The following is a 23,996-nucleotide window of genomic DNA, read 5'->3' as shown; positions in this document are numbered from 1 at the left end:
CAGCTCTCCTCGTTGCTAAGTGGGACATATCGATTTAGATACCGGCGTTCTCGCCGTTAGTGAGCAGCGTAAACAAAGCCGCCATGCGCACGTGGACACCGTTGTTAACCTGCTGGAGTACCGCGGTGTTGTCATAGTCAGCCACGGCGTAGTTGATCTCCATGCCGCGGACCATGGGGCCTGGGTGCATGATGATGGCGTCCTTCTTCATGGCCGCTGCGCGGTCCTTGGACAGCCCGTAGAGAGTGGCGTACTCGCGGTGCGAGGGGAAGAAACCGCCGTTCATGCGCTCTGCTTGCACGCGCAGCATCATGACGACGTCTGCCTTGGCAACCTCTGCATCGAAATCGTGGGAGACGCGCACCGGCCAGGTGTCGACGCCGAAAGGCAGCAGCGTCGGCGGGGCGACGAGCGTGACTTCAGCGCCCAGCGTGGAGAGCAGGTCCACGTTGGAGCGCACCACGCGAGAATGCAGGCAGTCACCGACGATAGCCACGTTTAGACCTTCAAAACCGGTGCCGGCTGCCGAGCGATCCGCGCCCAGGTGCAGGCGCTGGCGCATCGTGACGGCGTCGAGAAGCGCCTGCGTGGGGTGCTGGTGGGAGCCATCGCCGGCGTTAATCACGCTCGGGCCCTGGCCGCCGGGCGCTACCCAGCTAGCTAGCTGCTGTGCCGCACCGGAGGAAGGATGGCGCATGATGATGGCGTCCGCCCCGATGGACGCCAAGGTCAACCCGGTGTCCTTGAGGGACTCGCCCTTCTTGACCGAGGACGTCGAAGCGGAGAGGTTAATGACATCCGCCGACATCCACTTGCCCGCCGTCTCGAAAGAGGAACGAGTGCGCGTGGAATTCTCGTAGAACAAGGTGAAAACGGTGCGCCCGCGCAGCGTGGGCAACTTCTTGACCTCGCGGCCTTCCAGGGCCTCCCGGAAGCGGTCGGCCTCATCCATCAGACCGAGAATCTCCTCGGCGCTGTGGTCGGCGATGTTAATGAGGTGCTTCATTTATGCCTCCTTGCCGGGCTGTGCAGTGAAGCGGGTGAGAACGACGGCATCGCGCCCATCAATGTCGGCGTTGTACACGGTGACATCCTCATCCCGCGCGGTGGGGATGTTTTTGCCCACGTAGTCGGCGCGGATGGGTACCTGGCGGTGTCCGCGGTCCACGAGGACGGCGAGCTGGATGATGTCGGGGCGGCCGATGTCCGCGAGGGCATCGAGGGCGGCACGGATGGTGCGGCCGGAGTAAAGGACGTCGTCGACAAGAATGACGGTGGCGCCATCGATCCCGCCGTCAGGCACCGTCGTGGGCTGCAAGGCACGGTGCGGGCGGGCATATAAATCGTCTCGGTACAAAGTGATGTCGAGGGAGCCCCAGGGAATCTCCACCCCGGAGAATTCCTCAATCTTTTCGGCAAGGCGCTGCGCCAAAGGCACGCCACCAGAGGGAATGCCTAAGAGCAGGACTCGAGAAGAATCACTCGAATCTAGCGCCGTCTTTTCAATGATCTGGTGCGCGATGCGTGCGACAGTACGCGCGACGTCTGAGGAGCTCAGCAGCTCGTTGGACTCCGCGTGGGTGCCGGATTCACTCATCGTGACCTCCTTCCCCGCCTCACGGTGCGGTCTTTAAAGGATGTCGGACAATGGTTCAGTGGACTTGTCTATGCTTGAAAGCCAGCACTAACCATAGCACTCTTCACGCGTGCTTGGTACGCCCTCGCACCCCCGAATCTCCTGAGGCAGGTCTATAGACAGTGAGTTTCACTACCCAGCACGTTGTCCCCGCCCCGCGCGAAGACGTATGGCAGTGGCATACCCGCCAGGGGGCGTTTGCTCGCCTCACCCCACCTTTCGGTTTTATGACCCCGCTTCAGCAAGCCGAGTCCTTGGCCGATGGAACCTCAATATTGGGCTTTCCCGGCGGCCTGAAATGGGTTGCCCGCCACGACCTCAGCCGCTACCAACCGCGGCGGTCCTTCGCGGATGTCTGTATCAACGCCCCCTTCCGCTCCTTGGCGAATTGGCGCCACGAGCACTTCTTTGAGGATCACCCGGAGGGCACGCTCATCACGGACAAGGTGGAGACCCGCATCCCCGCCGGAGCCCTGGAATCGATCTTCGCTTACCGCCAGCAGCAGCTCATCGAAGACTTTCGCTTTGCCCACAGGCTCGGCGCACTCAACGCCGAGCCCCGCACGATAGCGATAACCGGAACGCACGGGACGGTGGGCGCGGCTGTGGCTGCGCAATTGGGCACCCTGGGCCACACCGTCATCCCTTTGGTGCGCTCCAACCCCGGGCCTGGCGAGCGCCTCTGGCGCCCACAGTTGCCAGCGAAGGACCTGCTGGAGGGCGTTGACGTTCTCATCCACTTGGCCGGCGAACCTATCTTTGGGCGTTTTAATTCCGCGCATAAAGAGGCCATTCGCGATTCCCGCGTCGAGCCTACTCGCCTACTGGCCCAGCTGGCTGCTGAGACCCCGTCCCTGACCGCCATGGTGTGCGCCTCCGCCATTGGAATCTACGGCCCGGACAGGGGTGAGACGGAACTGACCGAGGAATCGGAGCGCGGCGAGGGTTTTCTCGCTGACGTCGTCGCCGACTGGGAGGCGGCGTGTGAGCCGGCGCGGGAGGCTGGAAAGCGCGTGGTTAACCTGCGTACCGGTATTGTGCAATCAGCCAATGCAGGGATCCTGCCGCTGCTACGCGGGCTGTTTTCCACTGGTCTTGGCGGCGCTTTCGGCAAAGGCACCATGTGGAATAGCTGGATTGCACAAGATGATCTTTCTGACATGTTTGTCCGCGCCGCGCTCGACCCGGCCTGGCACGGCGTCATCAACGCGGTCTCCCCCACTCCGGTGCTCAACCGCGATTATGTTGATGCCCTTGGTTCCTTGCTCCACCGCCCCACCATCATTCCGATTCCCAGCGTCGGTCCGGCGCTGCTGCTAGGCAAGGAAGGTGCGCGTGAGCTTGCACTGGCTAACCAAAAGGTTCTGCCCACGCGCGCGGAAGCGCTCGGCCATACTTTCCGATATCCCGAGATCGCTCCAGCGCTTGCCCACGAGCTGGGCGGGGAAAAACTCTTCGAGGACCCCACCTGCGCACCCCAGGAAGACGGCTCCGGTAGTGTCGGGGCCGGAAAAGATTAAGAAGAATGTAGCGAAGTGAGTAGAAGAATTGACTGACACCACTAATCACGACGAAGCGCAGCAGCGCCAGCTGCAGCCCGATACTCCGATTGAGGAGGTCACACTCGAGCGCATTGCGGAGATCTTTAAGTCAGAAGGCTTGGAATACCGCATCGAAGAGCAAAAGACGCAGGACGGCCAGACGGTCAACCTTTTGCGCACCGGCTTCTCGAACGCCGCCATTGCCTTCCAGCTGGTTGGCTCCTCCCTCATCGTTGATTCCGTGTGGCGCGGTTCTGTGCCCGCCTCCGAGGGCCCGGCGCTCCTCATGCACATCAACGCCTGGAACCAGGATCACTTCACGCCGACGTTCCGCTTCTTTGAGGCTCCGGACAACGCCTTGGCAGTCTCCGGTGCGCGCGATCTCGACCTGACCCACGGCGCTTCCCGCAACCAGTTAGGCGCGTTCGTCATGTCCACCCTGGATGCCGTGTTGCAGTCCTTCGAGTGGATTGAACAGCAGTACCCGCAGCTCGTCACCTGGAAGGAGCACAACCATGACTAATCCTGCGACTACCCCCGCCGAGGATCCGCACGCACTGCCGGAGGTCACCCTCGACCGCATCATTGAGGCAATGAAGACCTTCGACATCGAACTCGAGCCGGTCACCGGCCGCGACGACGCCGCCACCGCCAACCTCAACGGCCTGCCGTGCATGTTCGCTGTGCTGGAAAGCGTTGCCATCGTGCGCTGCGATGTGCCAACGGACGTCAACTACGCCAAGGCCGACGCCGGCCTTTTCCTCGCGGCTAACCAGATCAATTCCGTGGCTATGGGGGCCCGCGCCGTCATTGCTGACTTCGACGGCATGTTGCTCGTGCGCACCGAGGCCGATATTCCGTGCGCGGCCGGCATGACCGACGAACAACTCGCGGCCGCGCTGCGCGCCTCCGTGGATGGTGTCATCAACGCCCAGAACGCCATGGTCGCCGCCGCCGAGGAAATGGCCAAGCTCGGTTCCGAATCTGCTGCACAGGCGGGCGAGGGAGCTGAGGGCGCGCAGGGTGAGCAGCAGTGACCGATCTCCACGTGGTTGAGCCGGTCACCATTGACCGGCTGGCGCAGTTGAGCGAGCTTATCGATGCCGACTACGCGCTCATCGAAGCTGCCCCCGAGGAAGGCGACGCTCCTGGTGCCGGCGACGACAACGCCCCCGCGCGCCGCGTCCTGCAGACCGGTGTGCCGCATATCGCGGTGCACTGTGACCTCGACGCGGAAGGCGACGTATTGAGCGCCTTCGCCTCCTGGGAAGGCACGCTTCCCGCGCACCTCGAACACGACGTTGCTGCTGCCGTGGCGGAGCTGAACTGGGCCAGCGTGGCGCCCACCTTGAACTTCCTCGTCGAAGAGGACGCGAAGGGCAACGCGGAGATCCACCTAGGCGCCAACCGCGCCATGGCCGTGGGCGAAGGTTTGTCCTTGGCCCAGCTGGGGCATTTCCTGCTGAGCTCGCTCGCCAGCTTCGCGGAGATTTTCGACGTCGTGGCGCAGCGTTTTCCCCAGGCGGTCACCTGGAACGAGGAGGAGCAAGCATGAACCACAACGCTAGCGAAGGCACCGATCCTTTCGACATCCTGTCTGGGTCTCCGCTGCCCGCCGTCAGCCGGGACAGCGTGCTGAGCGTGCTCAACGGTACGGAACTAGATATGGCGGCCACCGCGCACCCGGAGGACCCCACTGCGGCGGTTGCCCGCCTCAATGACCTTGATTGGGTTATCACCGTCGACGATGGCCTCGTGCGCATGGAATGCGTGCTGCCGACGCAGCTCGACGCGGACATGCTCCCGATCTTCCACGTCTTGTGCAACGAGTTCAATTCCAGTGCCTTCGATGGGCGCGCGATCGTTGGCCTCGTTGAGGATGAGGTGGAGCTGCGTGGTGATGCCTGCTTCGTCACCACGGCGGGTCTGAACGAGGACCAGCTCTTCCACGCCCTCAACCTGGGAATTATCAATGCCCAGGAAGCGCTGTTGTCCGTCCTCGATAGTTTCAACGCCGCCGCCCGTGAGCTCGCCAGCGACGTCGATGAGGCACAGAGCGACTAGTTCTTAGTCGGCGTCCTCGATGCGCTGGCGCTCCACCTCCGGGTCGAAGTCGGGCGCCGGCCATTCGAGGTCAAGATGGCGTAGGAGATCCACGATGAGGAACTTCAGCGCCATGCGGGCGTATTTCTTGTTATCGGTAGGAATGACATACCAGGGCGCATAGTTTTCATCCGTGCGCTGGATGGCGTCCTGGTAGGCCGCCATGTACTTATCCCAATAGGCGCGCTCCTCCACATCGGCGGGATCGTATTTCCAGAACTTGTCTTCCCGCTCCGTGCGCTCCAGCAGATTCTCCTTCTGGGCTTCCTTGGACAGGTGTAGGAAGATCTTGATGACCTTGACACCCTTCGCTGTCAGGTCGAGCTCATAATCCCGGATAGCCTCGATGCGGCGGTCCACTTCTTCTTCGTCGACCCACTCGTGCACGCGCTGAATGAGGACGTCTTCGTAGTGGGAGCGGTCAAAGGCCACAATCTGTCCCGGCTGCGGGTCGTGCTTGCGGATGCGCCACAAGAAGTCATGTTCCAGCTCTTCCTCGGTGGGCTTTCCGAAACCAACCGTGGTGGTTCCCTGCGGGTCGAAGGTGCTGAGCACGTGGCGAATAGCACCGCCCTTGCCCGAGGTATCCATTCCCTGCAACACAATGAGCACCGCTGGGGCGTCCTCACCATAGCTGCGACCGTTGGCAAAGAGCCGCTCCTGCAGTTCATAGAGCTCGTCATCGTACTTGGTGAAACGGGCATCGAGCTCGTCCTTGTCACCGTCGAAGCCGGGGGTTGCGGAGGCATCGACCGAGTCGATCTGAAAATTCTTGCCTGCGCGCAGGGAGAGCGCGTCTTCAATCTTGAACTTCGCCATGGGTCCACCTTACCCAGGCAGTGTTTTAAGCGCCCAGCGTGGAAAGACCGCGCAGCAGAGCACTCAGCGCTCCCAGGCTAGCCAGCGCCAGCGACAGCGTGTGGGCTTTCTCCCGCGAGACGTGCCCGGCGATCTTCTTGCCTACAAGGATGCCGACGCACATGCCGATTATTCCGCAAGGCCACACCAGCCAGTGCAGGCCCTCGAAACCGCCGGAGCCCAGGAAGTACTTCGTCAGAACAGAGGACAATCCGCCGATGACAAAGCAGGGTTGCAGGGTCGCGGCGAGGATTGACTTAGGCCACCGCGCAGCCTGGGCGTACACGGTGATGACGGGGCCGGCGACGCCGGCCAGGGTATTGGTAAAACCGCCCAAGATACCCGCGGAGATCGCGGGCCCCGTCCCCCGCATCTCTGGGACGAATTTGCGGCCGAAGACCACCACGCCCAGCGCGATCAACAAGGCGGCGCCCACGAGCACCAATAACGCCGAGGTATCGATGCGCGCGATAAGCAGCGCCGCCGGGATTGAGCCGAGGACCATGAAGGGGCCGATGCGCAGCCACTTATCCCACGCCACATTCTCGCGCATCGAATAGGTCGTGAGGATGGCGTTAATGCAGGCCAAAACGTTGATGACCATGATGCCTTCCACGGGGCCGAGGAAGAGCGTCAAGATGGGCCCGCCAATGAGGCCCAACCCCATGCCGGAGACTCGCTGCAGGCAGGAGCCCACTATGACGGTAACGAGGACGACGAAAGGTATTGCCAGTACAGACATGTCTCCTTAGCCTCGGTAGCGTTCCATCACGGCGGCCGCAACGTGCTCTGGGAACATGCCCGTGACATCACCGCCGTACTGTGCCACCTGCTTACACAGGGAGGAGGAGATATAGCCGTACTTTTCATCAGTGAGCAAGAAGACCGTATCGATTCCGGAAAGGCGCCGGTTCATCTGTGCCATCGGCAGCTCATACTCATAGTCCAAGGAGGAGCGCAGGCCTTTGACAATGGTGTCGATGCCATGGGCACTGGTGTAGTCCACGAGCAGGCCGCCCCACCAGTCCACCTGGATCTCTGGCGCGACGGTACGGCGGATGAGATCCACGCGCTCCTCCACGCTAAATAGCCCGGATGGCTTATCGGGGTTTCCCGTCACCAGCACCGTGACCTTGTCAAACAATTCGCTGGCGCGGTTGAACACGTCAACATGGCCTAGCGTGATGGGGTCGAAAGATCCCGGGCAGACGGCGTGGGTGGGCATGGCTAATCCTCCTTGATTTCGGTCATGGCGGTGTCTTCGCTACCCGCGTTGTCGCTGTAGTCGCTGTCCTCAGCGCGGTGATAAATCGCCATATCAAAACGCGCGATGCCGAAGGTCCGTTTCTTGAGCTTCTGGCCGGTGGGCTCAAAGCCTTCCGGCCACTGCGTTTGTGGGGAATCCACATGGCGTTCGATGACGACGATTGCGGCATCATCCAACACCGGTTCGATCGCGGCCAACAGCCCATCCACATCATCGAACTCATAGGGAGGATCCGCGAGCACCATATCGAAATACCCGCGCGGGGCGGTCGCTAGATAGGACGAGGCCTTCATCTCGCGTACCTCGACGCGCGGGTGCTTCACCACCCCTATGTTGTGGCGGATGATCTTCACCGCCGCAGGATTGTTTTCCACCAAGACCACTTCCTCAGCGCCGCGGCTGGCTGCCTCCAGACCTAAGGCACCGGACCCAGCAAAAAGGTCCAGCACCCGGGAGTCGATGAAACCCCAACGCACGTTCAACGATGAGAAAAGGCCCTCGCGGGCGCGGTCAGAGGTAGGTCTAGTCCCGGCTTCCGGCACCTTGATGGTGCGCCCCCGGGCCTCCCCAGCAATGATTCTGGTCATGGCCTCTACCCTATCTCCCCTCAGCTGCGCGCGGTGACTGGCCTAGTTCTTCTCCAAAAACTCCTGCTCATCCGCACTCAAATTGTGTGTCAACTCCTCCGCTAGCTCGGGATTGCGCTCCACCAATGCGGCAGCATCAGCATGCGTGCGCTCAACAATGTCCCGATCATGGCTGAGATCGAGCAGTTTCAGAGTGCGCTTGGTGCCAGATTGCAGCGTTCCTAGGATGTCCCCTTCGTGGCGCTGCCGAAGATCCAGCTCCGCCAAATCAAAACCGGACGGCGTATCAGCTATGGCCTGGATGCGCCGGTAGGACTTACTGTCGGGCTCGGCGGTGGTATGCAGCAAGCACACGGAGTCGTTACCACCGCGCCCCACGCGCCCACGCAACTGGTGCAACTGCGAGACGCCAAAATTCTCCGATTCGCGGATGAGCATCACGGTGGCGTTGGGCACGTCGACGCCAACCTCGATGACGGTCGTCGCCACGAGGACGTCGATTTCCCCGCGGGCGAAGCGCTCCATGACCTCATCCTTATCGGGCATTTTGCCGTGGAGCATCTCCACCCGCAGACCCCGCAGCGGCAGGTTGCGCAGCTGTACGGACATCGTTTCCACGCCGCCCTCTCCTTCAATCCGCGGGCAGACGATATAGGCCTGGTGCCCCTTTTCTACCTCTTCGCGGATTCTTTCGATAGCGCGGCGCACCCATTCCGGTTTCCATTCGGGCACCACCGCGGACAAAATGGGCTTTCGCCCGCCAGGCAGCTCCTTGAGAGTGGACACGGCCAAATCACCGAAGACGGTCATGGCAATCGTGCGCGGGATCGGTGTCGCCGTCATGACCAGCAGGTGGGGACTCGTGCCCTCCCGGGTCTTGGTGCGCAGGCTATCGCGCTGCTCCACGCCGAAACGGTGCTGCTCATCCACGATGACGAGGCCCAAGTCAAAGAACTCCACCGTGTCTTGGATGATGGCATGCGTTCCGATGACGATATCGGCCTCGCCGGAGACAATCTCCAGCAGCGCCTGCCGCTTCTCCGCCGTCTTCATCGAGCCGGTCAACACGGTGACGGTGACTCCTTCGGGAACGCTGGCGCTAATCGACGCCCCATGCTGCGCCGCCAGCACCTCCGTCGGCGCGAGAAGGGCGGCCTGCTTACCGGCGTCGACCGCCTGCAGCATGGCACACGTGGCCACCAGGGTCTTGCCCGAGCCCACCTCGCCCTGCAGCAGACGCATCATGGGCGCGGTGCCACACAGGTCCGCGTCGATCTCCGCGATGACGCGGCGCTGGCCCGCAGTCAGTTCAAAGGGCAGCTCGCTGAGCAGTTCGTCGCGGTAGCCCTCCAAAATCGCTGGCATCGGGGTTGCCGTACGCGCCTTGACATCGCGCTGGCGCAGGGCCATAACCAGCCCAATCGACAGCGCCTCATTGTATTTCAAACGTTGGATGGCGCGTTCGGGCCCGTGCTCACCCGGTTCGTGAATCTCGCGGACGGCTTGGTCCAGCGTCACCATCATGCGGTAGTCCAGTGGCTCCGGAATCGAAGGCGTGTGTTCCAGCACCTTGTGGATAGCACCCATGATGTACCACGACGTCACCTTCCCGCTGGCTGGGTACACGGGGATCCACTCGCGCTGCAGGAAGGTCTCCAGCGACCCGAATTGGGAGAGCTTCTTCAGCGAGCCCGTCCCCTGCCCGGACGTGCTATCCAGCAAGGATTCCTGATAACGGCCGGGGTCGAGGATGAGGAAGTCAGGGTGCTGCAGGCTGGGATATCCCCGAAAGTACTTCAGCTTGCCAGACAGCATGACGCGCATGCCGCGCCCCAGCACGCGCTGCACGTAGTGCGCGTTAAAGAACGAAGCCTGGACTCCACTATCCATGTAGAGAATAAAGACCATGGCTTTGGAGGTGTGCTTGACGCGAACATCCTCAATGACACCGGTGATGGTGACGTGGTCACCGTCCTCGGCACCGCCGAGGCCGACGTCCTTGTTGTGGCGGATGTAGTCGCGTGGATAGTGGCTGAGCAGCTCACCGCACGTGGTGTACCCGAAGGCTCGCTTGATCGCTGAGGCATCCTTCTTTGCCAGAATCTCCGTCAGCGCACGGTCATCCTGCCACCCCAGCATGGCTTACTCCACCCCGATCTCGGTACGCAGCCCGGGAACCCGCAGCACCACCACGTCGACGCCCAAGAGCTGCGCCAGCTCGTCCTCATCGATCTCTAGTCCGGTGAGCACGGTGATCTGCTCCCCGCCGTAGGCCAATTGGCTGCAGCACGACGCCACAATCCCGTCGATGGATTCTGTATCCGGATGCACCACCCGCATCGAGCGTGCGGCATCCGCCATGGTGGCCACTGCCTCGGCGGTGTGGGTGGAACCCGGTGAGTAGACCGACAGCGCGGCGAGCCCGGAGACGAGGGAATCAGTCGGGATAAGCGTGGCTGTGCCGGGCGCACCGCCGTAGCCGTTGGGCAAGAAGAGATCACCCGCCTTCGCGGCGCGAGGGCCGTCGCCGGGCTTAACGGTATCCGCCCCGGCCTTTTCAAAAAGCTCGCGGGCGGCTCCTTCGGGCACTGCGGCGAAGATTCGCCGCCCGGCACGATCGATGGCCTGCATTTCGCCGGCCGCTGTATCTCCGGCGGAGGGAAGCACCTCGAGGCGCAGGTTACTGACTTTTCCGAGGCCATAGGCTTGTTCGATGACCGCACCGGCTTGGGAGCTATGGATGTGCACGCTCGCAGAATCCTCCGTGACTCGCGCGATGACGAGGCTATTGCCCAACGGGTTGAGGGCCTCCTCGATCTGGGCGAGGTCTCCCTCGAAGAAGAAGATGACTTCAATCTCCGGGCCGGCCCCAGGCTGTGGCGCGGCACATTTCTCTCCGTGAGACGGCAGCGATTCGCTCTGCGTGGGCTCTGCCCCTACAGTCTCTATAGCCACAGGTTCGGGGACGGTGTCTTCACCGGTGAGCTGGGCCAGCAAGCATTCCAACAAGATGACGAAGCCTGCTCCGCCGGCGTCTACGACACCGGCCTCGCGCAGCGCCGGCAGCTGGGAAGGAGTCTCCGCTAAGGCTTGCCGGGCGGCGTCGACCGCCGCGACCACAATACCGTGCAGTTGCGCGCCGGACTCCTCGGCGGCCTTACTAGCAGCGGCGGCCGAGGCACGCAGCACGGTGATGATGGTGCCTTCCACTGGGGAGGCCAGAGCACGGTCGACCAGCGTGACGGCCAGCGAGAGGGCATCCGCCAAGACCGAACCATCCACCCGCGAATCCGTCGTGGCGTCAGCCACCCCGCGCAATACCTGGGACAGCACCATCCCGGAGTTGCCGCGCGCTCCGCGTACCGAACCGATGGCCAGGGCTTCAGCCACGTCCATCTCGCCTTTATCGGCCTCCGCCAGGGCAGATTCCATGGTGTGCGCCATGTTGGATCCCGTGTCAGAATCGGGCACCGGGAACACGTTGAGGGCGTTAATCTCGGCGCGGCGGCGCTGTAGCTCCTTAACGGTTCGCGCGGCCCACTCGTGCAGGCCACGGGCATCCAACTCGGCGGGATAAGACATGTTGGTTAGTCTACAAGCGCCAGTCCACTGTCGAGACGCCACGGGCCTCTAAGGCCGCATTCGCCCGGGAAAATGGACGCGATCCGAAGAAGCCGCGTCGTGCTGACAGGGGTGAAGGATGCGGGGAGGTGATGCACTCCGTACCCGGCAGGAAGGCCTGGCAGGTTTGGGCATCGCGCCCCCACAAAATGGCCACGATATCGCGCCCCGCCAACGCTCTGATGGCGGCCTCCGTAATCGCTTCCCAGCCCATCCGCCGGTGCGAGCCGGCCTGGCCCGGGGCCACGGTAAGCACCCTGTTCAGCAGCAGCACGCCCTGGTCGAACCACGCCCGCAGGTCCCCATCCGCGCGGCCGGTGATCCCGAGGTCGTCGTGAAGCTCGGCGTAAATATTCTGCAACGAGCGGGGAGCCGGCACCCCGGGGCGCGTAGAAAAGGACAAGCCCATGGCATGGCCCGGGGTGGGATAGGGATCCTGGCCCACGATGAGGACACGTACGTCATCGAGGGGCAGCGACAAGGCAGCGAATACGTCCTCGGCCGGGGGCAGGAAGTCTTGGCCGATCTGCTGCTCAAGGCGCGGCAGATTCTCCTCCAGCGCTTGCCGGATGTGGGGCATCCACGAATAGTGAATGCGAGAGGTATCGATGTGGCTCACGCAAATCCCTCCCAGCCCTCGCGATAGCGAGGCTCTTCTCCACTGATGGTGACACCCCTGCCGCGCATCACCCGGCCTACTTCCCGGAACCCAGAGGGAGCGGCCTTGTACGTGGTGGCCAACAGCGTGTGATCCTCCCCTCCCGTTAGGACCCATTCCCACGGATCGATATCAAGCACCGCGCCGGCAGCAGCTAGGAGCGGATCCGGGGCAATGGCTGCGCGGTCGAGGTCGATGCGCACCCCGGAGCGTTGTGCCAAATGCCCCACATCACGCACTAAGCCATCCGAATTATCTGTCATCGCGGTCGAACCCGTTGCCCGAGCGATAACGCCACGCCCAGGGCTCAGGGTGGGTGCACAGTGGGCGTCGATCAGCGGCCACAGCTCCTCTAGTTCCGGGGGCAGCGCGCGGCCAAAGCGCTGAAGCAGAGCAAGGCCCGCTCCGGAGTACCCAATCTTGCCGTGCGCCACCAGCTTTTGGCCCGCGCGTGCTCCATCCAGGGTCAGCGGCGCCCCACTTCCTCCCAAGGAACCCATCGCCGTGACATTGATGACCAAGCTGTCGCTGCGGGTAAGGTCGCCGCCGACCAGCTCTGCGTTATAGACCGCGCAGCGCTCAGCGATGCCCTGCGCAATCCCCCGCACGAAATCCACCGGGGTTTCCCCTGGCGCGGCAATAGCCAGCAGTGCTGCGGTGGGCCGGGCACCCATCGCCTCGATATCGGCGAAATTGCGCACGATGGCCTTCTGCCCAATTTCTGCGGCAGTCGACCAATCCCGGCGGAAATGCCTGCCTTCCACCATCATGTCTGTCGCTGCCACCGTGCGGGAATTGGGCGCTGCCGGGTACAGCACCGCGGCATCGTCACCGTTGAGCGCGCTCGGGGCGGCGGTGACAATCTCATGGATGACTTGCCGCTCACCGGCTTGGTCGAGGGTATGCGATAAACCCACCGTCACGGACTCCTTTGTGTTGCGCGGGCCACGCACTATACGCGTGCGCACCGTCCACGTTCGTTCTTCCTGGACTATCAGCGATAGGATAAGCCCCTATGGATACCCAATTTAACCGCACCGCAATCTACGTCTCACTCGGGATCGCCATCGCGATGGTCTTCGCGGTGATTTTTGGGGCAAAATACGTCTTCACCACCGCTGCCCAGCAACCGGTGGCGCTGCCTCCCACCCCATCTGAGGCGGCGGATTCCCCCGAGTGCGCCGCCGTGGTCGATGCGCTGCCAGACAAACTACTGGGGTACCCACGCGTCGATCTTGTCGAGCCAGCTCCCGCGGGTGCTGCGGCGTGGGCGAAGAGCTCGGAGGACAAGATAACGCTGCGCTGCGGTGTTGACTTGCCGCAGCAATTTACTGAGTATTCCCAGACCGTCGAGGCCGACGGCGAATCCTGGCTGCAGGTCGTCGACGCCACTCCCGGCTCGAATCTCACGACGTGGTACAGCACCAAGCGCGTTCCCGCCGTCGCGGTCACCACCACCTCCGACAACGCGCGCGACGACGCCCCGGAGGGTCTCGGTGATGCTCTCGACCACTTGGAACAGAAACAGCAACAGCCCAATGCCGCTCCGCTATCGCAGCTGAAGGCGGGCCCGGATTCCATGTGCAGCCGGCTGGAAAAGGCCCTGCCGGAGACCCTCGCGGAGGGCTACTCGCGCCGCGAGGATGTCGGTGACAAGAACACCTGGGTCTACAGCGCGCCGGGCCAGGAAGAGATCGTCGTGCGTTGTGGTGCGGCTGCACCGGAGAACTACCGTGCAGGTGTCCAGCTTCAGCAGGTCAATGACGTGCCCTGGTTCGAGGACACCACCCTGGCGGAGGGCACCACGGCCGGCACGTGGTTCGCGCTCGGCCGGGCGGAGGATCTCGCGCTGTCTGCTCCGCAGGAGGCAGCCAATTCCGCGCTGGTGCGGCTGAGCGACGCCCTCGTGGCCGCCACCCCTTCCCAGTAGCAACCGCGGCCTACTCCTCTACCGCCTGCCCTTCGCACTCAGCTGAGGGACTAGGCGGGCTAAGGACTAGGAACGCGCGAGCGCGGTTTGGATGAGGGTATCCAGCAGCTCGGCATAGCCCACACCCACGGCGGCGAATACCTGGGGGTACATCGAGATGGGTGTGAAGCCGGGGAAGGTGTTCACCTCGTTGATGCAGTAGGAATCCTCGCTGACGAAGAAATCCACGCGGGACAGGCCGGCAGCGCCCAGAGCACGGAAAGCCTCGATAGCGCGCTGGCGGAGCTCAGCGGTTAATTCTTCGCTCAACGGCGCAGGGATTTCCGCCGAAACGCCCTCGTCGATGTACTTGGCATCGAAGTCATAAAAGCCTTCTTCGGACTCCGTAGTGCCCAAAAGTTTGGCGGGAACGGAAGCCTGGAGGCTACCGTCTGGGTGCTCGAGGACGCCCACTTCCACCTCTGCACCGCGAATTTCCGGCTCGACAAGGACCTTCTCGTCGGACTCGTAGGCTAGGGCCAGCGCGTCCGCGAAATCCTCCCACGCCGAAACCTTGGACACACCGATGGAGGAACCACCGCGCGCCGGTTTCACAAAGACAGGAAGGCCGAGGCGCTCCTTTTGGGCGTCGCTCAGCGTGGCTTCCCCAGTGAGCACCTCTTGGGGCGCCACAGGCAGACCTTCCGCAACCAGCAGCTTCTTGGTGAACTCCTTGTCCATGCCCACGGCCGAGGCCAGCACGCCCGCGCCCACGTAAGGGATGCCGGAGAGCTCGAAAAGCCCCTGGACCGTCCCATCTTCACCGTAGGGTCCATGGAGAACCGGCACAATGACATCCACTTCGGTGTAGTGCTCATGGCGAGTGACGTTGTGGATGCGTCCGCGCGTGGCGGGGTTGAGGGAAAGCGCCAGCTCATCGTGCAGCTCTACCTCGGGCAGGCGCCCATCGACAATGCCGAGGCCCTCCCGACTGCCCTGAGTCCAGGTACCTTCTCGCGTGATGCCGATCGGCACAACCTCATACTTGTCCGGGTCAAGGTGCTCCATGATTGCGCCGGCGGAGATGCACGACACTGAATGCTCGGAGCTGCGCCCGCCGTACACTACGGCCACGCGCACAGGATTCGCTTCAGTCATACCGAGCAACTTTACTCGGCTTTACTCAGCTTTCTTGGTGCGACCCATCAGAGCCACGATCATGTCGTCGACAGTCACGCCGCGGTGGCACACACCGAAGACCGCTTGGGTAATAGGCATCTCTACGCCCGCGCGCTGCGCCAGCCTAAAGATGGAATCGGAAGAGATAACGCCTTCCGCTACCTGGCCATTGGTGGCGGCTGTGGCTTCCTCCAGGGTGCCGCCCTGGCCGAGGCGGTAGCCAAAGGTGCGGTTGCGGGACAACGTCGAGCTACAGGTTGCCACGAGGTCACCCATACCAGCCAGACCAGAGAAGGTGAACGGGTCCGCTCCCAGCTTCACGCCGAGACGAGTAATCTCCGCGAGACCTCGAGTAATGATGCTGGCCATGGTGTTGTTTCCCAGCCCCTTACCCGCAGCCATGCCGCAGGCAAGTGCAATCACGTTCTTGCAAGCACCGCCAATTTCCGCGCCGATGACATCGGTGTTGGTATAGGGCCGGAAATAGGGTGCTGCGGCGGCATGCTGGACAGCCTTGGCACGGTCGGCGTCGCGGCACGCAATAACCGTAGCTGCCGGCTGCTCCTGGGCCACCTCCTTGGCCAAGTTGGGCCCGGAGAGCACCGCAATGCGGTCGGGGGAAACACCGGCGGCATCGGCAATCACCTCGCTCATCAGGCTGAGCGTCGACTTCTCCACGCCCTTGGAAATCGATACTAAAGTTGCATCCTCCGGCAGCAACGGCGCCCATTTTTCCAGGTTGGACCGCAAGGTCTGCGAGGGGACGCCGAAAATGACGATGTCCGCACCCTCCAGCGCATCAGCTGGATCGGTGGTAGCGCGGATGGAGGCGGGCAACGGAAGATCTGGAAGATAATCCGGGTTCTCGTGGCGTGCATTGATGGCCTGGGCTAGCTCTTCACGGCGCGCCCACAAGCGGACGTCATTGCCGGCATCGGCAAAAACCTTTGCCAGCGTAGTTCCCCACGAGCCCGCACCCAATACTGCTACGTTCACTATGTGCCACCTCACTGTAGATTCCCGGTATATCGGCTTTCCCCATTAAAGCACGCTCGGCATTAAAGCACGCTCGGCGCGTAAGGCTGCATCGCGGCAGTGAGTGGAGGAAAATGGAAAAAGGTTAGAAGCTACTGGCGCAAAAGGAGCAGCATGCCCAAGGCAAAGAACATGCACGAGACGGACAAAGACATCAAATCCGAGGTCTTTATTTCTGGCCGACACCAAGAAGTGCCCGTCGATCCGGCCGATGAGTTTAAGCGCACGACCCTGGCCGCCGGTGCGGTTCTCTGGCGCGGTGACCCGCACGATCCGGAAGTCGCCCTCATTCATCGCCCGCACTATGACGATTGGTCACTGCCCAAGGGCAAGGTGGATCCGGGCGAATCCCTTCCTGTTACCGCCGCGCGCGAGATCCTCGAGGAAACCGGTTATACCGTGCGCTTGGGCAAACTCATCGGCAAGGTAGCTTACCCAGTACAAGGCCGCACCAAGGTGGTCTACTACTGGCTGGCGCGGGTGCTCGATGGCGAATACACCCCGAATCAGGAAACCGACGAGCTGCGCTGGATGAAGATCGATGATGCCTGCGCACTGCTCTCTTATGACGTTGATGCACAGGTCTTGGCCAAGGCAAAGAAGCGCCTGCGCCTCGCACCAACGACCCGCGTTCTCTACGTGCGCCATGCCCGCGCGCACCAGCGCCGCACCTGGGAGGGTGATGATGACCTGCGCCCGCTGGATAAGAAGGGGCGCCGCCAGGCGGAGATGCTCGTGCCGATGCTCACGCCTTTCCATCCGACCGCCATTTATAGCGCCCCGCCGCAGCGCTGCCAGCACACCGCTGCCCCGCTGGCCGATGAACTCGGCATGGATATCGCCGTGAATAAAGCATTCGGCGATGATGTCTTTGCTGAATCACCTGAGACCGCCCGCGCCGCCTTCCAACGCGTTGTCGACGGCGGCGGCGTTCCGGTTATCGTCAGCCAAGGGCTGACAATCCCCGGCATCATCGAGTCCTATGCACCGAAGTTCATTCAAGAGCCGATCGAAGAACTCAAGTTCAAGAAAGCTTCGGTGTGGGTTCTTTCCTTCAACGACGGTGAGCTTACGGGCGCAGATTATCTAGCTAGCCCGCTTCCCGTGCGCTGAGCAGGGCATCGCCCACGTCCCTCAGGAGTTTCTACGCCGCCCTGCTGCCTTATTCAAACCGTGCTGCAGGGCGGCGCTGTATAGCGCGGGTGAAAAGGACCATCCCGAGCGCCCAGATCGGATAGGCGGCAAGGAAGCCGACGATGGGGATAAATACGACAAAGCTCGTGATGAGGGAACAGACCAGAATAAAGAGCAGCGACTGCCCAAGATTCTCCATGATTTGGTCGAGGGCCGCTCGGAAGCAGTCCATGAGAGGCTTATCGGGGTTATCAGCCTTGATCACGGGCGCTGGCCACAGGAGCGCATAGAGAATCAGTCCGGGGAAGCCACCCGCAATAGATCCGAGCGTTACCAAAATAAAGAAGCAAGCATAGACACCGGCGCAACCACTCAGCTGCGCAAACCTAAAGTAGTCGCGGAAGGTGACCTTCTCCCCATCAGCGATCTTCCGGGAACCATTGAAGAGGTTCGCCATCATCCAGCAGAGATAAGCATAGGCGGCTAGCGCCATGACCACCATAAGAGGTATCCCCACGGTAGGAACCAGGGGTTCAATGTCCCTGCCGCTTTCTTCCATCGCTGCGGAGATGCCGCCTAAAACGGTTCCCGGCACAAGAAGAAGAGCAAAAGAGATAATGAGATGCACCAGCATGGCCAGCATCCCTGGCACAGGCTGCTTCAGGTAGCCCTTGAAGGTTTGGCCCACAATATCCATGGCGTCGATGGGCTGCGCGGGAGCCCCGCCTTGTGGATTGCCAGGCGCGGCGCCGGGCTGGTGGTACCCAAAGCTTCCCGGCTGCTGGTAGCCGTAGCTGCCTGGTTGCTGATAGCCATAACCTGCGGCGTCGTGATAGTCATAGCCACTATGCCCGCCTGCACCGCCGAACTGATTGCCGCTGTCCCCGCTAAAGCTTTGATAAGGATTGCTCATGCCGAGGATGTTAACGCCGATATGTGGCCGGTGCCACAGGAGGCGGGGAACACTCCCACACCCCCATTGCCCACGCTAAGACGCCACGACGCGGGGCTTGAATCCCGGGCGCTTGTCCTCAAAGGCCTCGATATCGTCTTCATTGCGCAGGGTCAGCCCAATGTCGTCGAGGCCCTCCATGAGGCGCCAACGGGTGTAGTCATCGATCTCAAAGGTATAGCTGTTGCCGCCGACGGTAACCGTGCGCGCTTCCAAATCCACGGTGGTTTCGGTTTCACCGGACTCCAACTGCTTCCAGATGAGCTCGATGTCTTCTTGCTCCATGAGCCCCGTCAGCAGCCCGGCCTTACCAGAGTTGCCGCGGAAAATATCGGCGAAGCGGGAGGAAAACACCGCCTTGAATCCATACTCAGCAAGCGCCCACACCGCGTGCTCACGAGAAGAACCGGTACCAAAGTCCGGACCCGCGAAAAGCACAGAGCCTTCCTTGAACGGTTCCTGGTTGAGAATGAAGTTCTCGTCGCTGCGCCAGTTAGAAAACAGGCCTTCGGCAAAGCCAGTGCGCTTGACGGACTTCAGATAGCGCGCAGGAATGATCTGGTCGGTATCCACATTGGAAACTCGCAGCGGAACGCCGACGCCAGTATGAGTTACGAACTTCTCCATTGTCTTTTCCCTTTCCTTAGGCGCCGGCTACGGCGGCATCGTCGATATCAGCTGGTGCGGCCAGGTGGCCCAGGACTGCTGTCGCCGCGGCAACGGCCGGGGACACCAAGTGGGTACGGCCACCGGGGCCTTGGCGGCCCTCAAAGTTGCGGTTGCTTGTCGACGCCGACCTCTCCCCCGGCTTCAGCTGGTCCGGGTTCATACCCAGGCACATCGAGCAACCCGCGGTACGCCATTCAGCGCCGAAATCGGTGAAGATCTTGTCCAAGCCTTCCTCCTCAGCCTGCGCCTTGACCACGGCCGATGACGGGACCACCATCATGCGGGTATCAGCCGCGATACTGCGCCCCTTGACCACCTCGGCGGCGGCGCGCAGGTCCTCGATGCGAGCGTTCGTGCACGATCCCAGGAAGACAGTGTCGATCTGGATATCGCGCAACGGCGTGCCCGGCGTGAGGTCCATGTACGCCAGGGCCTTCTCGACTGCGGCCTTCTCGCCATCGTCCCCGCACTCCTCCGGGTCGGGCACCGCAGCGCTCAACGGCAGACCCTGGCCCGGGTTGGTGCCCCAGGTGACAAACGGGGTGAGGGCGGAGCCATCGATCTCGACGACGGTATCGAAATCGGCCCCCTCGTCGGTCGGCAGCGTCTTCCAGTATTCGACCGCTGCGTCCCAGTCTTCGCCCTGCGGGGCGAACTCGCGGCCCTTGACGTACTCAAAGGTTGTTTCATCCGGAGCAACCATGCCAGCGCGGGCACCAGCCTCGATGGACATGTTGCAGATCGTCATGCGCGCTTCCATCGACATCTTGCGAATGGCCTCGCCGCGGTACTCGATAATGTGGCCCTGGCCGCCGCCAGTGCCAATCTTGGCGATGATAGCCAAGATCAAGTCCTTGGCGGAAACACCTTCCGCCAGCTCACCGCTAACCTCGATAGCCATCGTCTTGAAAGGCTTGAGCGAAAGCGTCTGAGTGGCCATGACGTGCTCAACCTCGGAGGTACCGATGCCCATGGCAATGGAGCCGAAGGCGCCGTGCGTCGAGGTGTGCGAGTCACCACACACAATGGTCATGCCGGGCTGGGTGATACCCAACTGCGGACCAACGGTGTGGACAATGCCCTGCTGGGCATCACCCATCGAATGCAGGCGTACGCCGAACTCCTCGCAGTTCTTGCGAAGGGTAGACACCTGTGTACGGGAAACTTCGTCCTTAATCTCCAGGAGATTTCCGGTCTTTATACCCACGGTGGGAACGTTGTGATCCTCCGTGGCTAAGTGCAACTCAGGGTGCCGCATCGTCCGTCCAGCCAGGCGCAGACCGTCGAAGGCCTGCGGGCTGGTAACTTCATGCAAGAGCTGGAAGTCAATGTAGAGGAGATCAGGCTCGCCGTTCTCCCCCTTGCGCACGACATGGTCGCGCCATACCTTCTCTGCGAGTGTCAATTTCTCAGTCATGTTTCTCTCCACTTGAAATCTCAATTAATGGGACGTAGATTTCATTATATGGGAGAGTATAGCGCAGTATCAGGAATAAAGGTATTGGATCGCGCAGTTGCCATCATGATGGCCGCGACCAACCGCCCCTCCACGCTTAACGAGCTTTGTGAGACCACCGGCCTGCCCCGAGCAACCGCACACCGTCTCGCCACAGCACTCGAGGCACACCGGATCCTCACCCGCACACCCGACGGAAAGTGGGGTGCGGGCCCCGCCCTTCCCGGCAACCGCGATCGCATCATTGAAACCGCCGGGCCCATCATGGAAGAGCTCCTTGAGGCCACCGGTGAGTCCGTACAGCTCTATGAGCTATCTGGAACAACCCGCACGTGCATTGCTACACGCGAGCCGGAGATTGGCCTGCACAACGTCGTACCCGTCGGCCGCCAGCTACCCCTTACGTCCGGCTCAGCCGCCCGCATCTTCGCAGCTTTTGCGGATGTACACGTTCCCGATGCCCTCTTTAGCGAGCACGACGTCGAGCTCGCACGCACTAACGGCTACTCCGAATCCATCGAGGAACGCGAGTCGAATCTCGCTTCCGTTTCCGCCCCCGTCTTCGACGCCGCCGGCAACTTTATCGCCGTACTCTCTGTCTCCGGCTCCGCCGAACGATTCCGCCCCTCCCCAGCGGAGAAGTTCGCCGACGTGCTTGTCGACGCCTCCTCCCGCCTCACCGCCGCGCTATCCCACGACGCTGCGGGAAAAGCGGGACGCTAGAACTCGCCCACGAATTCCCACCTGTCTCGATGCCAGCTGTTTAAATGCTCAGCCCGAAGTACATGGCTAGGCCGCGCAACCCTTCCGGACCCGTGCTACTCGTCGAAGACAGCGCCTCTCCCCTCTCCTGCACCAGGCGCACTGGGTTTCCCGGCTCCCGGTTGGGGCGACGCGGTACCCAGCCTTGGTGCGGCAAGTGCGCCAGCTCGTCTGCTCGCGGCATGCGAGCATAATTAGAGAAGGTTATGGTTTGCCCATCGCGGCTAGCCTGAGTGATCCCCTGGTAGATGCCCACCACACCCGGCTGCCCCGGCACGGAGACTGCTCCACCGCTGTCCCCTGGCGCCAACGCCACGTCCACAACGTAGTTCATTCCTGGGAAGAGCCCCGGGCCACGCACCGCGGTGCCACACTGGCGCTCGGTAGCCTGCCCGTCGAAGCACACCGTTGATCCCTCACCAGGCACGGGTGCCATTCCATCTCCGGTGAGCGGGTTTCCCGCAGAGTAGGTCCCACCGGCAAACTGGATATAAGCCAGGTCATGCCCCGCCGCACCCGAGGGCTTGAACCAGCGCAGTGTACCTACGTGCTGACCTGCGTCGTTATACATCTGCTCGCCATTGAGACCGCAGTGCGCCGAGGTCCATGCCCGAGTGGCCTCAACATAGCCGATGCTGCACAGAGAACCATCGGAGGCGACAATCTTTTGGCCTTGGGTAACCGGCACGCCCTCGCCAGCCATTGCGGGGGCAGCAAACCCAATGGCCAGCGAGCACGCGCCCACGACAGAAGCCAGGCCAGACAGAAGGCGCGAAGAACGGTGCTGAAGAGACTTTTTCATCATTTCCCTACTCTAGCGCTTTTCACATATGAATCACCTTTCACTTCGTGCACAGCCATCAGGGTGGGGCACCCCCACCCACCCCCACTATTGAAAACATAGTGAAAATTCGCTTTACTGTAACTATCAACTACTGAAAATGGAGTGAAAATCCCCGATTCTTTGAGGAGGAATCATGACCCACACCATCCACGACGAGCACACGCACACCCACGGCGAGGGCTGCGGCCACGTTGCCTTCCCGCACGACGATCACACTGACTACCTGCACGACGGTCACATCCACCGTGAGCACGAGGGCCACTGGGACGAGTGCGAGACGTCCGAGCACCACATTCACGAGGACCACGATCACGAGCACGGCGAGGGCTGCGGTCACGTCGCCATCCCGCACGGCGATCACGTGGACTACTTGCACGATGGCCACCGCCACGCAGCCCACGACGGTCACTGGGACTGCCACTAAGGCTCCTCGTGCTAGCACAGACTCGCTAGCACAGACTTTTGCTGCCCGCCTACTCGGTGTTCTGCACTGAGGGTTGGGCAGCTTTCCCCGTTTTCCCCCACCATATGGCTAGGCGGGCGTTAGTGTGGGGTCATGACTTCCCCGCAGACCCCTTCCTCCGCACGCCGATTCCTCACGGCATTGACCGCCGTAGCCGCCGCGGGTCTACTCGCGGCTGGTTGCTCCTCCACCACCACCGAGACCGCCGCCCCAGACACGGCCCCGGCCACCTCTGAGGCAACAGAGCCATCATTCAAAAACACCTATCCGGCTTTCCAGCCGCTTAAAGACGACTCCCACGCCGAGGTGCCTGCAGGCCCCGAGCCCACCGTTCCCGGTGGCTCCGCTCCAGAAGGACAAGCAGGCGCACAGCAGCAAGGCGCACAGCAGCAAGCTGCACAACGGCAGGCACCACAAACGACGCCTCCCCACCTTCAGGGAGTAGAGCCCGGACAGTACGTCATGCCACCTGGAAGCCGGAAAACAATTGAATCCGCGCGCATTGGTTCGATCAACCACATCCACGAGCAGCTGCCAGAGAAGCAGATTAACGGCGCGAAGGTCGATGTCTTCGGCACCCCTGCCACGGTATGCCAGACAGGTGATGGCTACAACATCACCTACATCCTCGCAGGGCCGAATACCAGCTGTGATTTTGCCCGCTCGACTGCCGGCCACCTCATGGGGCTCACCATAAGCTCTTTGGAAGATCTACGCGGATACGTCCCACCACAAATCTCGGTCACCAGTCCGGTTCCCCCCAGTCCTACGACCTCGCATGCAGGACCGACGACCGCGAGATCATCCGCTGCACCGGCGGTAACAACGCGGAAATCATGATCGTGTAGCACCCACGCTAAAGAAGCAAAGCGCTAAGCCACGTGCATGGCTTAGCGCTTTTCGGGCCCTTCCGGTTTTAGAGTGCGTTGATTTTGTCCTGTAGTTGTCCGGAGTGGATTAGGCATCGCAAGATGTAGTGGTTGAGGTTTTTAAATCCTAGGGCGATGCCGCGTAGGTGTTCGAGTCTGCCGTTGATTGCCTCGACGGGGCCGTTGGACGCACCGATATCAAAGTAGGCAAGCACATCTTTGCGCCGACGCCACAGGGTGCGCCCCAGTTGGGCGAGCTCTTCTAAGCCTTTTGGTAATCCTTTACGCAGGGTGTGGATGATGCGTTCCATGAGCTTTTTGCCTTCCGATTTCTTCGGATGCGCGTACGCTGCGATCATGTCTTGGTAGACCAACCACGTTACTTCTAGGGCCACGTAGTCATCATCGGTGGCCCACAACATCTCTAAGCGGTGCTTTTGCCGCTCGGTGAGA

27 protein-coding genes are annotated in these 23,996 nt (G+C 61.9%); 10 read left to right on the top strand and 17 right to left on the bottom strand.

Translation table 11 applies throughout. The features are described 5' to 3' along the window. Nucleotides 1-34 precede the first annotated feature (34 nt). Nucleotides 35-1,006, bottom strand: coding sequence for an aspartate carbamoyltransferase catalytic subunit (locus HMPREF2565_RS06670; protein ID WP_046649085.1), 972 nt, complete (start codon nucleotides 1,004-1,006; stop codon nucleotides 35-37). Then, nucleotides 1,007-1,597, bottom strand: a complete 591-nt coding sequence (gene pyrR, locus HMPREF2565_RS06665) for a bifunctional pyr operon transcriptional regulator/uracil phosphoribosyltransferase PyrR (protein WP_046649084.1) — start codon at nucleotides 1,595-1,597, stop codon at nucleotides 1,007-1,009. Nucleotides 1,598-1,758: 161 nt separating this feature from the next. Between pyrR and HMPREF2565_RS06660 the strand changes: the two genes are divergently transcribed. The 5 genes from HMPREF2565_RS06660 to HMPREF2565_RS06640 are packed head-to-tail and all read left to right on the top strand — an operon-like array spanning nucleotide 1,759 to nucleotide 5,241. Further along, nucleotides 1,759-3,156: a TIGR01777 family oxidoreductase gene (locus HMPREF2565_RS06660; protein WP_070701929.1), complete on the top strand. Its 1,398-nt coding sequence runs from the start codon at nucleotides 1,759-1,761 to the stop codon at nucleotides 3,154-3,156. Between the two features lie 28 nt (nucleotides 3,157-3,184). Further along, nucleotides 3,185-3,700 carry a YbjN domain-containing protein gene (locus tag HMPREF2565_RS06655; RefSeq protein ID WP_046649083.1) on the top strand — a complete coding sequence of 172 codons (516 nt, stop codon included), beginning with the start codon at nucleotides 3,185-3,187 and terminating at the stop codon, nucleotides 3,698-3,700. Next, nucleotides 3,693-4,214: a YbjN domain-containing protein gene (locus tag HMPREF2565_RS06650; protein ID WP_070516569.1), complete on the top strand. Its 522-nt coding sequence runs from the start codon at nucleotides 3,693-3,695 to the stop codon at nucleotides 4,212-4,214. Before HMPREF2565_RS06655 ends, HMPREF2565_RS06650 begins: the two co-directional genes overlap by 8 nt. Further along, nucleotides 4,211-4,732, top strand: coding sequence for a hypothetical protein (locus HMPREF2565_RS06645; protein WP_071407052.1), 522 nt, complete (start codon nucleotides 4,211-4,213; stop codon nucleotides 4,730-4,732). The genes HMPREF2565_RS06650 and HMPREF2565_RS06645 overlap by 4 nt, the downstream gene beginning before the upstream one ends. After that, a complete protein-coding gene (locus HMPREF2565_RS06640) occupies nucleotides 4,729-5,241 on the top strand; it encodes a hypothetical protein (protein WP_070516565.1) in 513 nt (170 codons plus the stop codon). The genes HMPREF2565_RS06645 and HMPREF2565_RS06640 overlap by 4 nt, the downstream gene beginning before the upstream one ends. Nucleotides 5,242-5,244: 3 nt before the next feature. Here the strand turns inward: HMPREF2565_RS06640 and HMPREF2565_RS06635 are convergent, their stop codons facing one another. The 8 genes from HMPREF2565_RS06635 to HMPREF2565_RS06600 are packed head-to-tail and all read right to left on the bottom strand — an operon-like array spanning nucleotide 5,245 to nucleotide 13,194. Next, the gene (locus tag HMPREF2565_RS06635; RefSeq protein WP_049156556.1) at nucleotides 5,245-6,099 is read right to left on the bottom strand and encodes a PPK2 family polyphosphate kinase; all 855 of its coding nucleotides are present in this window, start codon (nucleotides 6,097-6,099) and stop codon (nucleotides 5,245-5,247) included. A 25-nt stretch (nucleotides 6,100-6,124) separates the two neighbouring features. Further along, a complete protein-coding gene (locus HMPREF2565_RS06630; RefSeq protein WP_049156553.1) occupies nucleotides 6,125-6,880 on the bottom strand; it encodes a sulfite exporter TauE/SafE family protein in 756 nt (251 codons plus the stop codon). A 6-nt stretch (nucleotides 6,881-6,886) separates the two neighbouring features. Beyond that, complete coding sequence (gene coaD, locus HMPREF2565_RS06625; protein WP_046649077.1) at nucleotides 6,887-7,363, bottom strand: pantetheine-phosphate adenylyltransferase; 477 nt, start codon at nucleotides 7,361-7,363, stop codon at nucleotides 6,887-6,889. A gap of 2 nt (nucleotides 7,364-7,365) precedes the next feature. Beyond that, nucleotides 7,366-7,992 carry a 16S rRNA (guanine(966)-N(2))-methyltransferase RsmD gene (rsmD, locus tag HMPREF2565_RS06620; protein WP_046649076.1) on the bottom strand — a complete coding sequence of 209 codons (627 nt, stop codon included), beginning with the start codon at nucleotides 7,990-7,992 and terminating at the stop codon, nucleotides 7,366-7,368. Nucleotides 7,993-8,034: 42 nt separating this feature from the next. Continuing rightward, nucleotides 8,035-10,131, bottom strand: a complete 2,097-nt coding sequence (locus HMPREF2565_RS06615) for an ATP-dependent DNA helicase RecG (RefSeq protein ID WP_070511698.1) — start codon at nucleotides 10,129-10,131, stop codon at nucleotides 8,035-8,037. Between the two features lie 3 nt (nucleotides 10,132-10,134). After that, nucleotides 10,135-11,574 carry a DAK2 domain-containing protein gene (locus HMPREF2565_RS06610; RefSeq protein ID WP_071407051.1) on the bottom strand — a complete coding sequence of 480 codons (1,440 nt, stop codon included), beginning with the start codon at nucleotides 11,572-11,574 and terminating at the stop codon, nucleotides 10,135-10,137. Nucleotides 11,575-11,584: 10 nt separating this feature from the next. Next, a complete protein-coding gene (locus HMPREF2565_RS06605; RefSeq protein WP_210385887.1) occupies nucleotides 11,585-12,193 on the bottom strand; it encodes a uracil-DNA glycosylase in 609 nt (202 codons plus the stop codon). A 35-nt stretch (nucleotides 12,194-12,228) separates the two neighbouring features. Then, on the bottom strand, nucleotides 12,229-13,194 hold the full coding sequence (locus tag HMPREF2565_RS06600) for a thiamine-phosphate kinase (protein WP_118779500.1): 966 nt from the start codon (nucleotides 13,192-13,194) through the stop codon (nucleotides 12,229-12,231). A gap of 92 nt (nucleotides 13,195-13,286) precedes the next feature. Here HMPREF2565_RS06600 and HMPREF2565_RS06595 point away from each other — a divergent pair, with 92 nt between their 5' ends. Continuing rightward, nucleotides 13,287-14,201, top strand: coding sequence for a DUF3515 domain-containing protein (locus HMPREF2565_RS06595; protein ID WP_070681161.1), 915 nt, complete (start codon nucleotides 13,287-13,289; stop codon nucleotides 14,199-14,201). Between the two features lie 66 nt (nucleotides 14,202-14,267). Here HMPREF2565_RS06595 and HMPREF2565_RS06590 read toward each other — a convergent pair whose 3' ends face one another. Together HMPREF2565_RS06590 and HMPREF2565_RS06585 are read right to left on the bottom strand one after the other, a co-directional pair. Then, on the bottom strand, nucleotides 14,268-15,338 hold the full coding sequence (locus tag HMPREF2565_RS06590) for a D-alanine--D-alanine ligase family protein (RefSeq protein ID WP_071407049.1): 1,071 nt from the start codon (nucleotides 15,336-15,338) through the stop codon (nucleotides 14,268-14,270). Between the two features lie 21 nt (nucleotides 15,339-15,359). Further along, complete coding sequence (locus HMPREF2565_RS06585) at nucleotides 15,360-16,358, bottom strand: NAD(P)H-dependent glycerol-3-phosphate dehydrogenase (RefSeq protein WP_070681350.1); 999 nt, start codon at nucleotides 16,356-16,358, stop codon at nucleotides 15,360-15,362. A gap of 150 nt (nucleotides 16,359-16,508) precedes the next feature. Here HMPREF2565_RS06585 and HMPREF2565_RS06580 point away from each other — a divergent pair, with 150 nt between their 5' ends. After that, a complete protein-coding gene (locus HMPREF2565_RS06580) occupies nucleotides 16,509-17,507 on the top strand; it encodes an NUDIX hydrolase (protein WP_046649070.1) in 999 nt (332 codons plus the stop codon). A gap of 49 nt (nucleotides 17,508-17,556) precedes the next feature. On the opposite strand, the gene HMPREF2565_RS06575 is transcribed toward HMPREF2565_RS06580, so the two are convergent. The 3 genes from HMPREF2565_RS06575 to leuC all read right to left on the bottom strand — a co-directional run bounded on the left by HMPREF2565_RS06575 (nucleotide 17,557) and on the right by leuC (nucleotide 20,566). Next, nucleotides 17,557-18,441 carry a hypothetical protein gene (locus HMPREF2565_RS06575; RefSeq protein ID WP_071407048.1) on the bottom strand — a complete coding sequence of 295 codons (885 nt, stop codon included), beginning with the start codon at nucleotides 18,439-18,441 and terminating at the stop codon, nucleotides 17,557-17,559. 75 nt (nucleotides 18,442-18,516) lie between these two features. After that, the gene (leuD, locus tag HMPREF2565_RS06570; protein WP_070511687.1) at nucleotides 18,517-19,107 is read right to left on the bottom strand and encodes a 3-isopropylmalate dehydratase small subunit; all 591 of its coding nucleotides are present in this window, start codon (nucleotides 19,105-19,107) and stop codon (nucleotides 18,517-18,519) included. 16 nt (nucleotides 19,108-19,123) lie between these two features. Beyond that, the gene (leuC, locus tag HMPREF2565_RS06565; RefSeq protein WP_049154909.1) at nucleotides 19,124-20,566 is read right to left on the bottom strand and encodes a 3-isopropylmalate dehydratase large subunit; all 1,443 of its coding nucleotides are present in this window, start codon (nucleotides 20,564-20,566) and stop codon (nucleotides 19,124-19,126) included. Nucleotides 20,567-20,614: 48 nt separating this feature from the next. Between leuC and HMPREF2565_RS06560 the strand changes: the two genes are divergently transcribed. Beyond that, nucleotides 20,615-21,328 (top strand): IclR family transcriptional regulator, encoded by a 714-nt coding sequence (locus HMPREF2565_RS06560; RefSeq protein ID WP_070754730.1) that lies wholly within the window; start codon nucleotides 20,615-20,617, stop codon nucleotides 21,326-21,328. Between the two features lie 40 nt (nucleotides 21,329-21,368). Here HMPREF2565_RS06560 and HMPREF2565_RS06555 read toward each other — a convergent pair whose 3' ends face one another. Continuing rightward, nucleotides 21,369-22,172, bottom strand: coding sequence for a chymotrypsin family serine protease (locus HMPREF2565_RS06555; RefSeq protein ID WP_049154912.1), 804 nt, complete (start codon nucleotides 22,170-22,172; stop codon nucleotides 21,369-21,371). A 172-nt stretch (nucleotides 22,173-22,344) separates the two neighbouring features. Between HMPREF2565_RS06555 and HMPREF2565_RS06550 the strand changes: the two genes are divergently transcribed. Then, the gene (locus tag HMPREF2565_RS06550) at nucleotides 22,345-22,635 is read left to right on the top strand and encodes a hypothetical protein (RefSeq protein WP_070681158.1); all 291 of its coding nucleotides are present in this window, start codon (nucleotides 22,345-22,347) and stop codon (nucleotides 22,633-22,635) included. Between the two features lie 132 nt (nucleotides 22,636-22,767). Beyond that, nucleotides 22,768-23,514 carry a hypothetical protein gene (locus HMPREF2565_RS13410; RefSeq protein WP_246819127.1) on the top strand — a complete coding sequence of 249 codons (747 nt, stop codon included), beginning with the start codon at nucleotides 22,768-22,770 and terminating at the stop codon, nucleotides 23,512-23,514. Between the two features lie 76 nt (nucleotides 23,515-23,590). Here the strand turns inward: HMPREF2565_RS13410 and HMPREF2565_RS06540 are convergent. Next, a partial coding sequence (locus HMPREF2565_RS06540) for a transposase (RefSeq protein ID WP_141745892.1) occupies nucleotides 23,591-23,996 on the bottom strand: 406 nt, incomplete at its 5' end.

The organism is Corynebacterium sp. HMSC072A04 (genome assembly GCF_001809235.1).
GTDB classification, from domain to species: domain Bacteria; phylum Actinomycetota; class Actinomycetes; order Mycobacteriales; family Mycobacteriaceae; genus Corynebacterium; species Corynebacterium hiratae.
This window is presented reverse-complemented; position numbering and strand designations above follow the sequence as displayed.

What these genes read in the sequence shown, in the direction of transcription:
- leuD (WP_070511687.1), bottom strand. Translation starts at nt 19,107, where the DNA reads ATGGAGAAGTTCGTAACTCATACTGGCGTCGGCGTTCCGCTGCGAGTT.
- HMPREF2565_RS06630 (WP_049156553.1), bottom strand. Translation starts at nt 6,880, where the DNA reads ATGTCTGTACTGGCAATACCTTTCGTCGTCCTCGTTACCGTCATAGTG.
- HMPREF2565_RS06670 (WP_046649085.1), bottom strand. Translation starts at nt 1,006, where the DNA reads ATGAAGCACCTCATTAACATCGCCGACCACAGCGCCGAGGAGATTCTC.
- rsmD (WP_046649076.1), bottom strand. Translation starts at nt 7,992, where the DNA reads ATGACCAGAATCATTGCTGGGGAGGCCCGGGGGCGCACCATCAAGGTG.
- HMPREF2565_RS06615 (WP_070511698.1), bottom strand. Translation starts at nt 10,131, where the DNA reads ATGCTGGGGTGGCAGGATGACCGTGCGCTGACGGAGATTCTGGCAAAG.
- HMPREF2565_RS06640 (WP_070516565.1), top strand. Translation starts at nt 4,729, where the DNA reads ATGAACCACAACGCTAGCGAAGGCACCGATCCTTTCGACATCCTGTCT.
- HMPREF2565_RS06590 (WP_071407049.1), bottom strand. Translation starts at nt 15,338, where the DNA reads ATGACTGAAGCGAATCCTGTGCGCGTGGCCGTAGTGTACGGCGGGCGC.
- leuC (WP_049154909.1), bottom strand. Translation starts at nt 20,566, where the DNA reads ATGACTGAGAAATTGACACTCGCAGAGAAGGTATGGCGCGACCATGTC.
- HMPREF2565_RS06595 (WP_070681161.1), top strand. Translation starts at nt 13,287, where the DNA reads ATGGATACCCAATTTAACCGCACCGCAATCTACGTCTCACTCGGGATC.
- HMPREF2565_RS06560 (WP_070754730.1), top strand. Translation starts at nt 20,615, where the DNA reads ATGGGAGAGTATAGCGCAGTATCAGGAATAAAGGTATTGGATCGCGCA.
- HMPREF2565_RS06610 (WP_071407051.1), bottom strand. Translation starts at nt 11,574, where the DNA reads ATGTCTTATCCCGCCGAGTTGGATGCCCGTGGCCTGCACGAGTGGGCC.
- HMPREF2565_RS06650 (WP_070516569.1), top strand. Translation starts at nt 3,693, where the DNA reads ATGACTAATCCTGCGACTACCCCCGCCGAGGATCCGCACGCACTGCCG.
- HMPREF2565_RS06550 (WP_070681158.1), top strand. Translation starts at nt 22,345, where the DNA reads ATGACCCACACCATCCACGACGAGCACACGCACACCCACGGCGAGGGC.
- HMPREF2565_RS06575 (WP_071407048.1), bottom strand. Translation starts at nt 18,441, where the DNA reads ATGAGCAATCCTTATCAAAGCTTTAGCGGGGACAGCGGCAATCAGTTC.
- HMPREF2565_RS06555 (WP_049154912.1), bottom strand. Translation starts at nt 22,172, where the DNA reads ATGATGAAAAAGTCTCTTCAGCACCGTTCTTCGCGCCTTCTGTCTGGC.
- HMPREF2565_RS06580 (WP_046649070.1), top strand. Translation starts at nt 16,509, where the DNA reads ATGCCCAAGGCAAAGAACATGCACGAGACGGACAAAGACATCAAATCC.
- pyrR (WP_046649084.1), bottom strand. Translation starts at nt 1,597, where the DNA reads ATGAGTGAATCCGGCACCCACGCGGAGTCCAACGAGCTGCTGAGCTCC.
- HMPREF2565_RS13410 (WP_246819127.1), top strand. Translation starts at nt 22,768, where the DNA reads ATGACTTCCCCGCAGACCCCTTCCTCCGCACGCCGATTCCTCACGGCA.
- HMPREF2565_RS06635 (WP_049156556.1), bottom strand. Translation starts at nt 6,099, where the DNA reads ATGGCGAAGTTCAAGATTGAAGACGCGCTCTCCCTGCGCGCAGGCAAG.
- coaD (WP_046649077.1), bottom strand. Translation starts at nt 7,363, where the DNA reads ATGCCCACCCACGCCGTCTGCCCGGGATCTTTCGACCCCATCACGCTA.
- HMPREF2565_RS06605 (WP_210385887.1), bottom strand. Translation starts at nt 12,193, where the DNA reads ATGCCCCACATCCGGCAAGCGCTGGAGGAGAATCTGCCGCGCCTTGAG.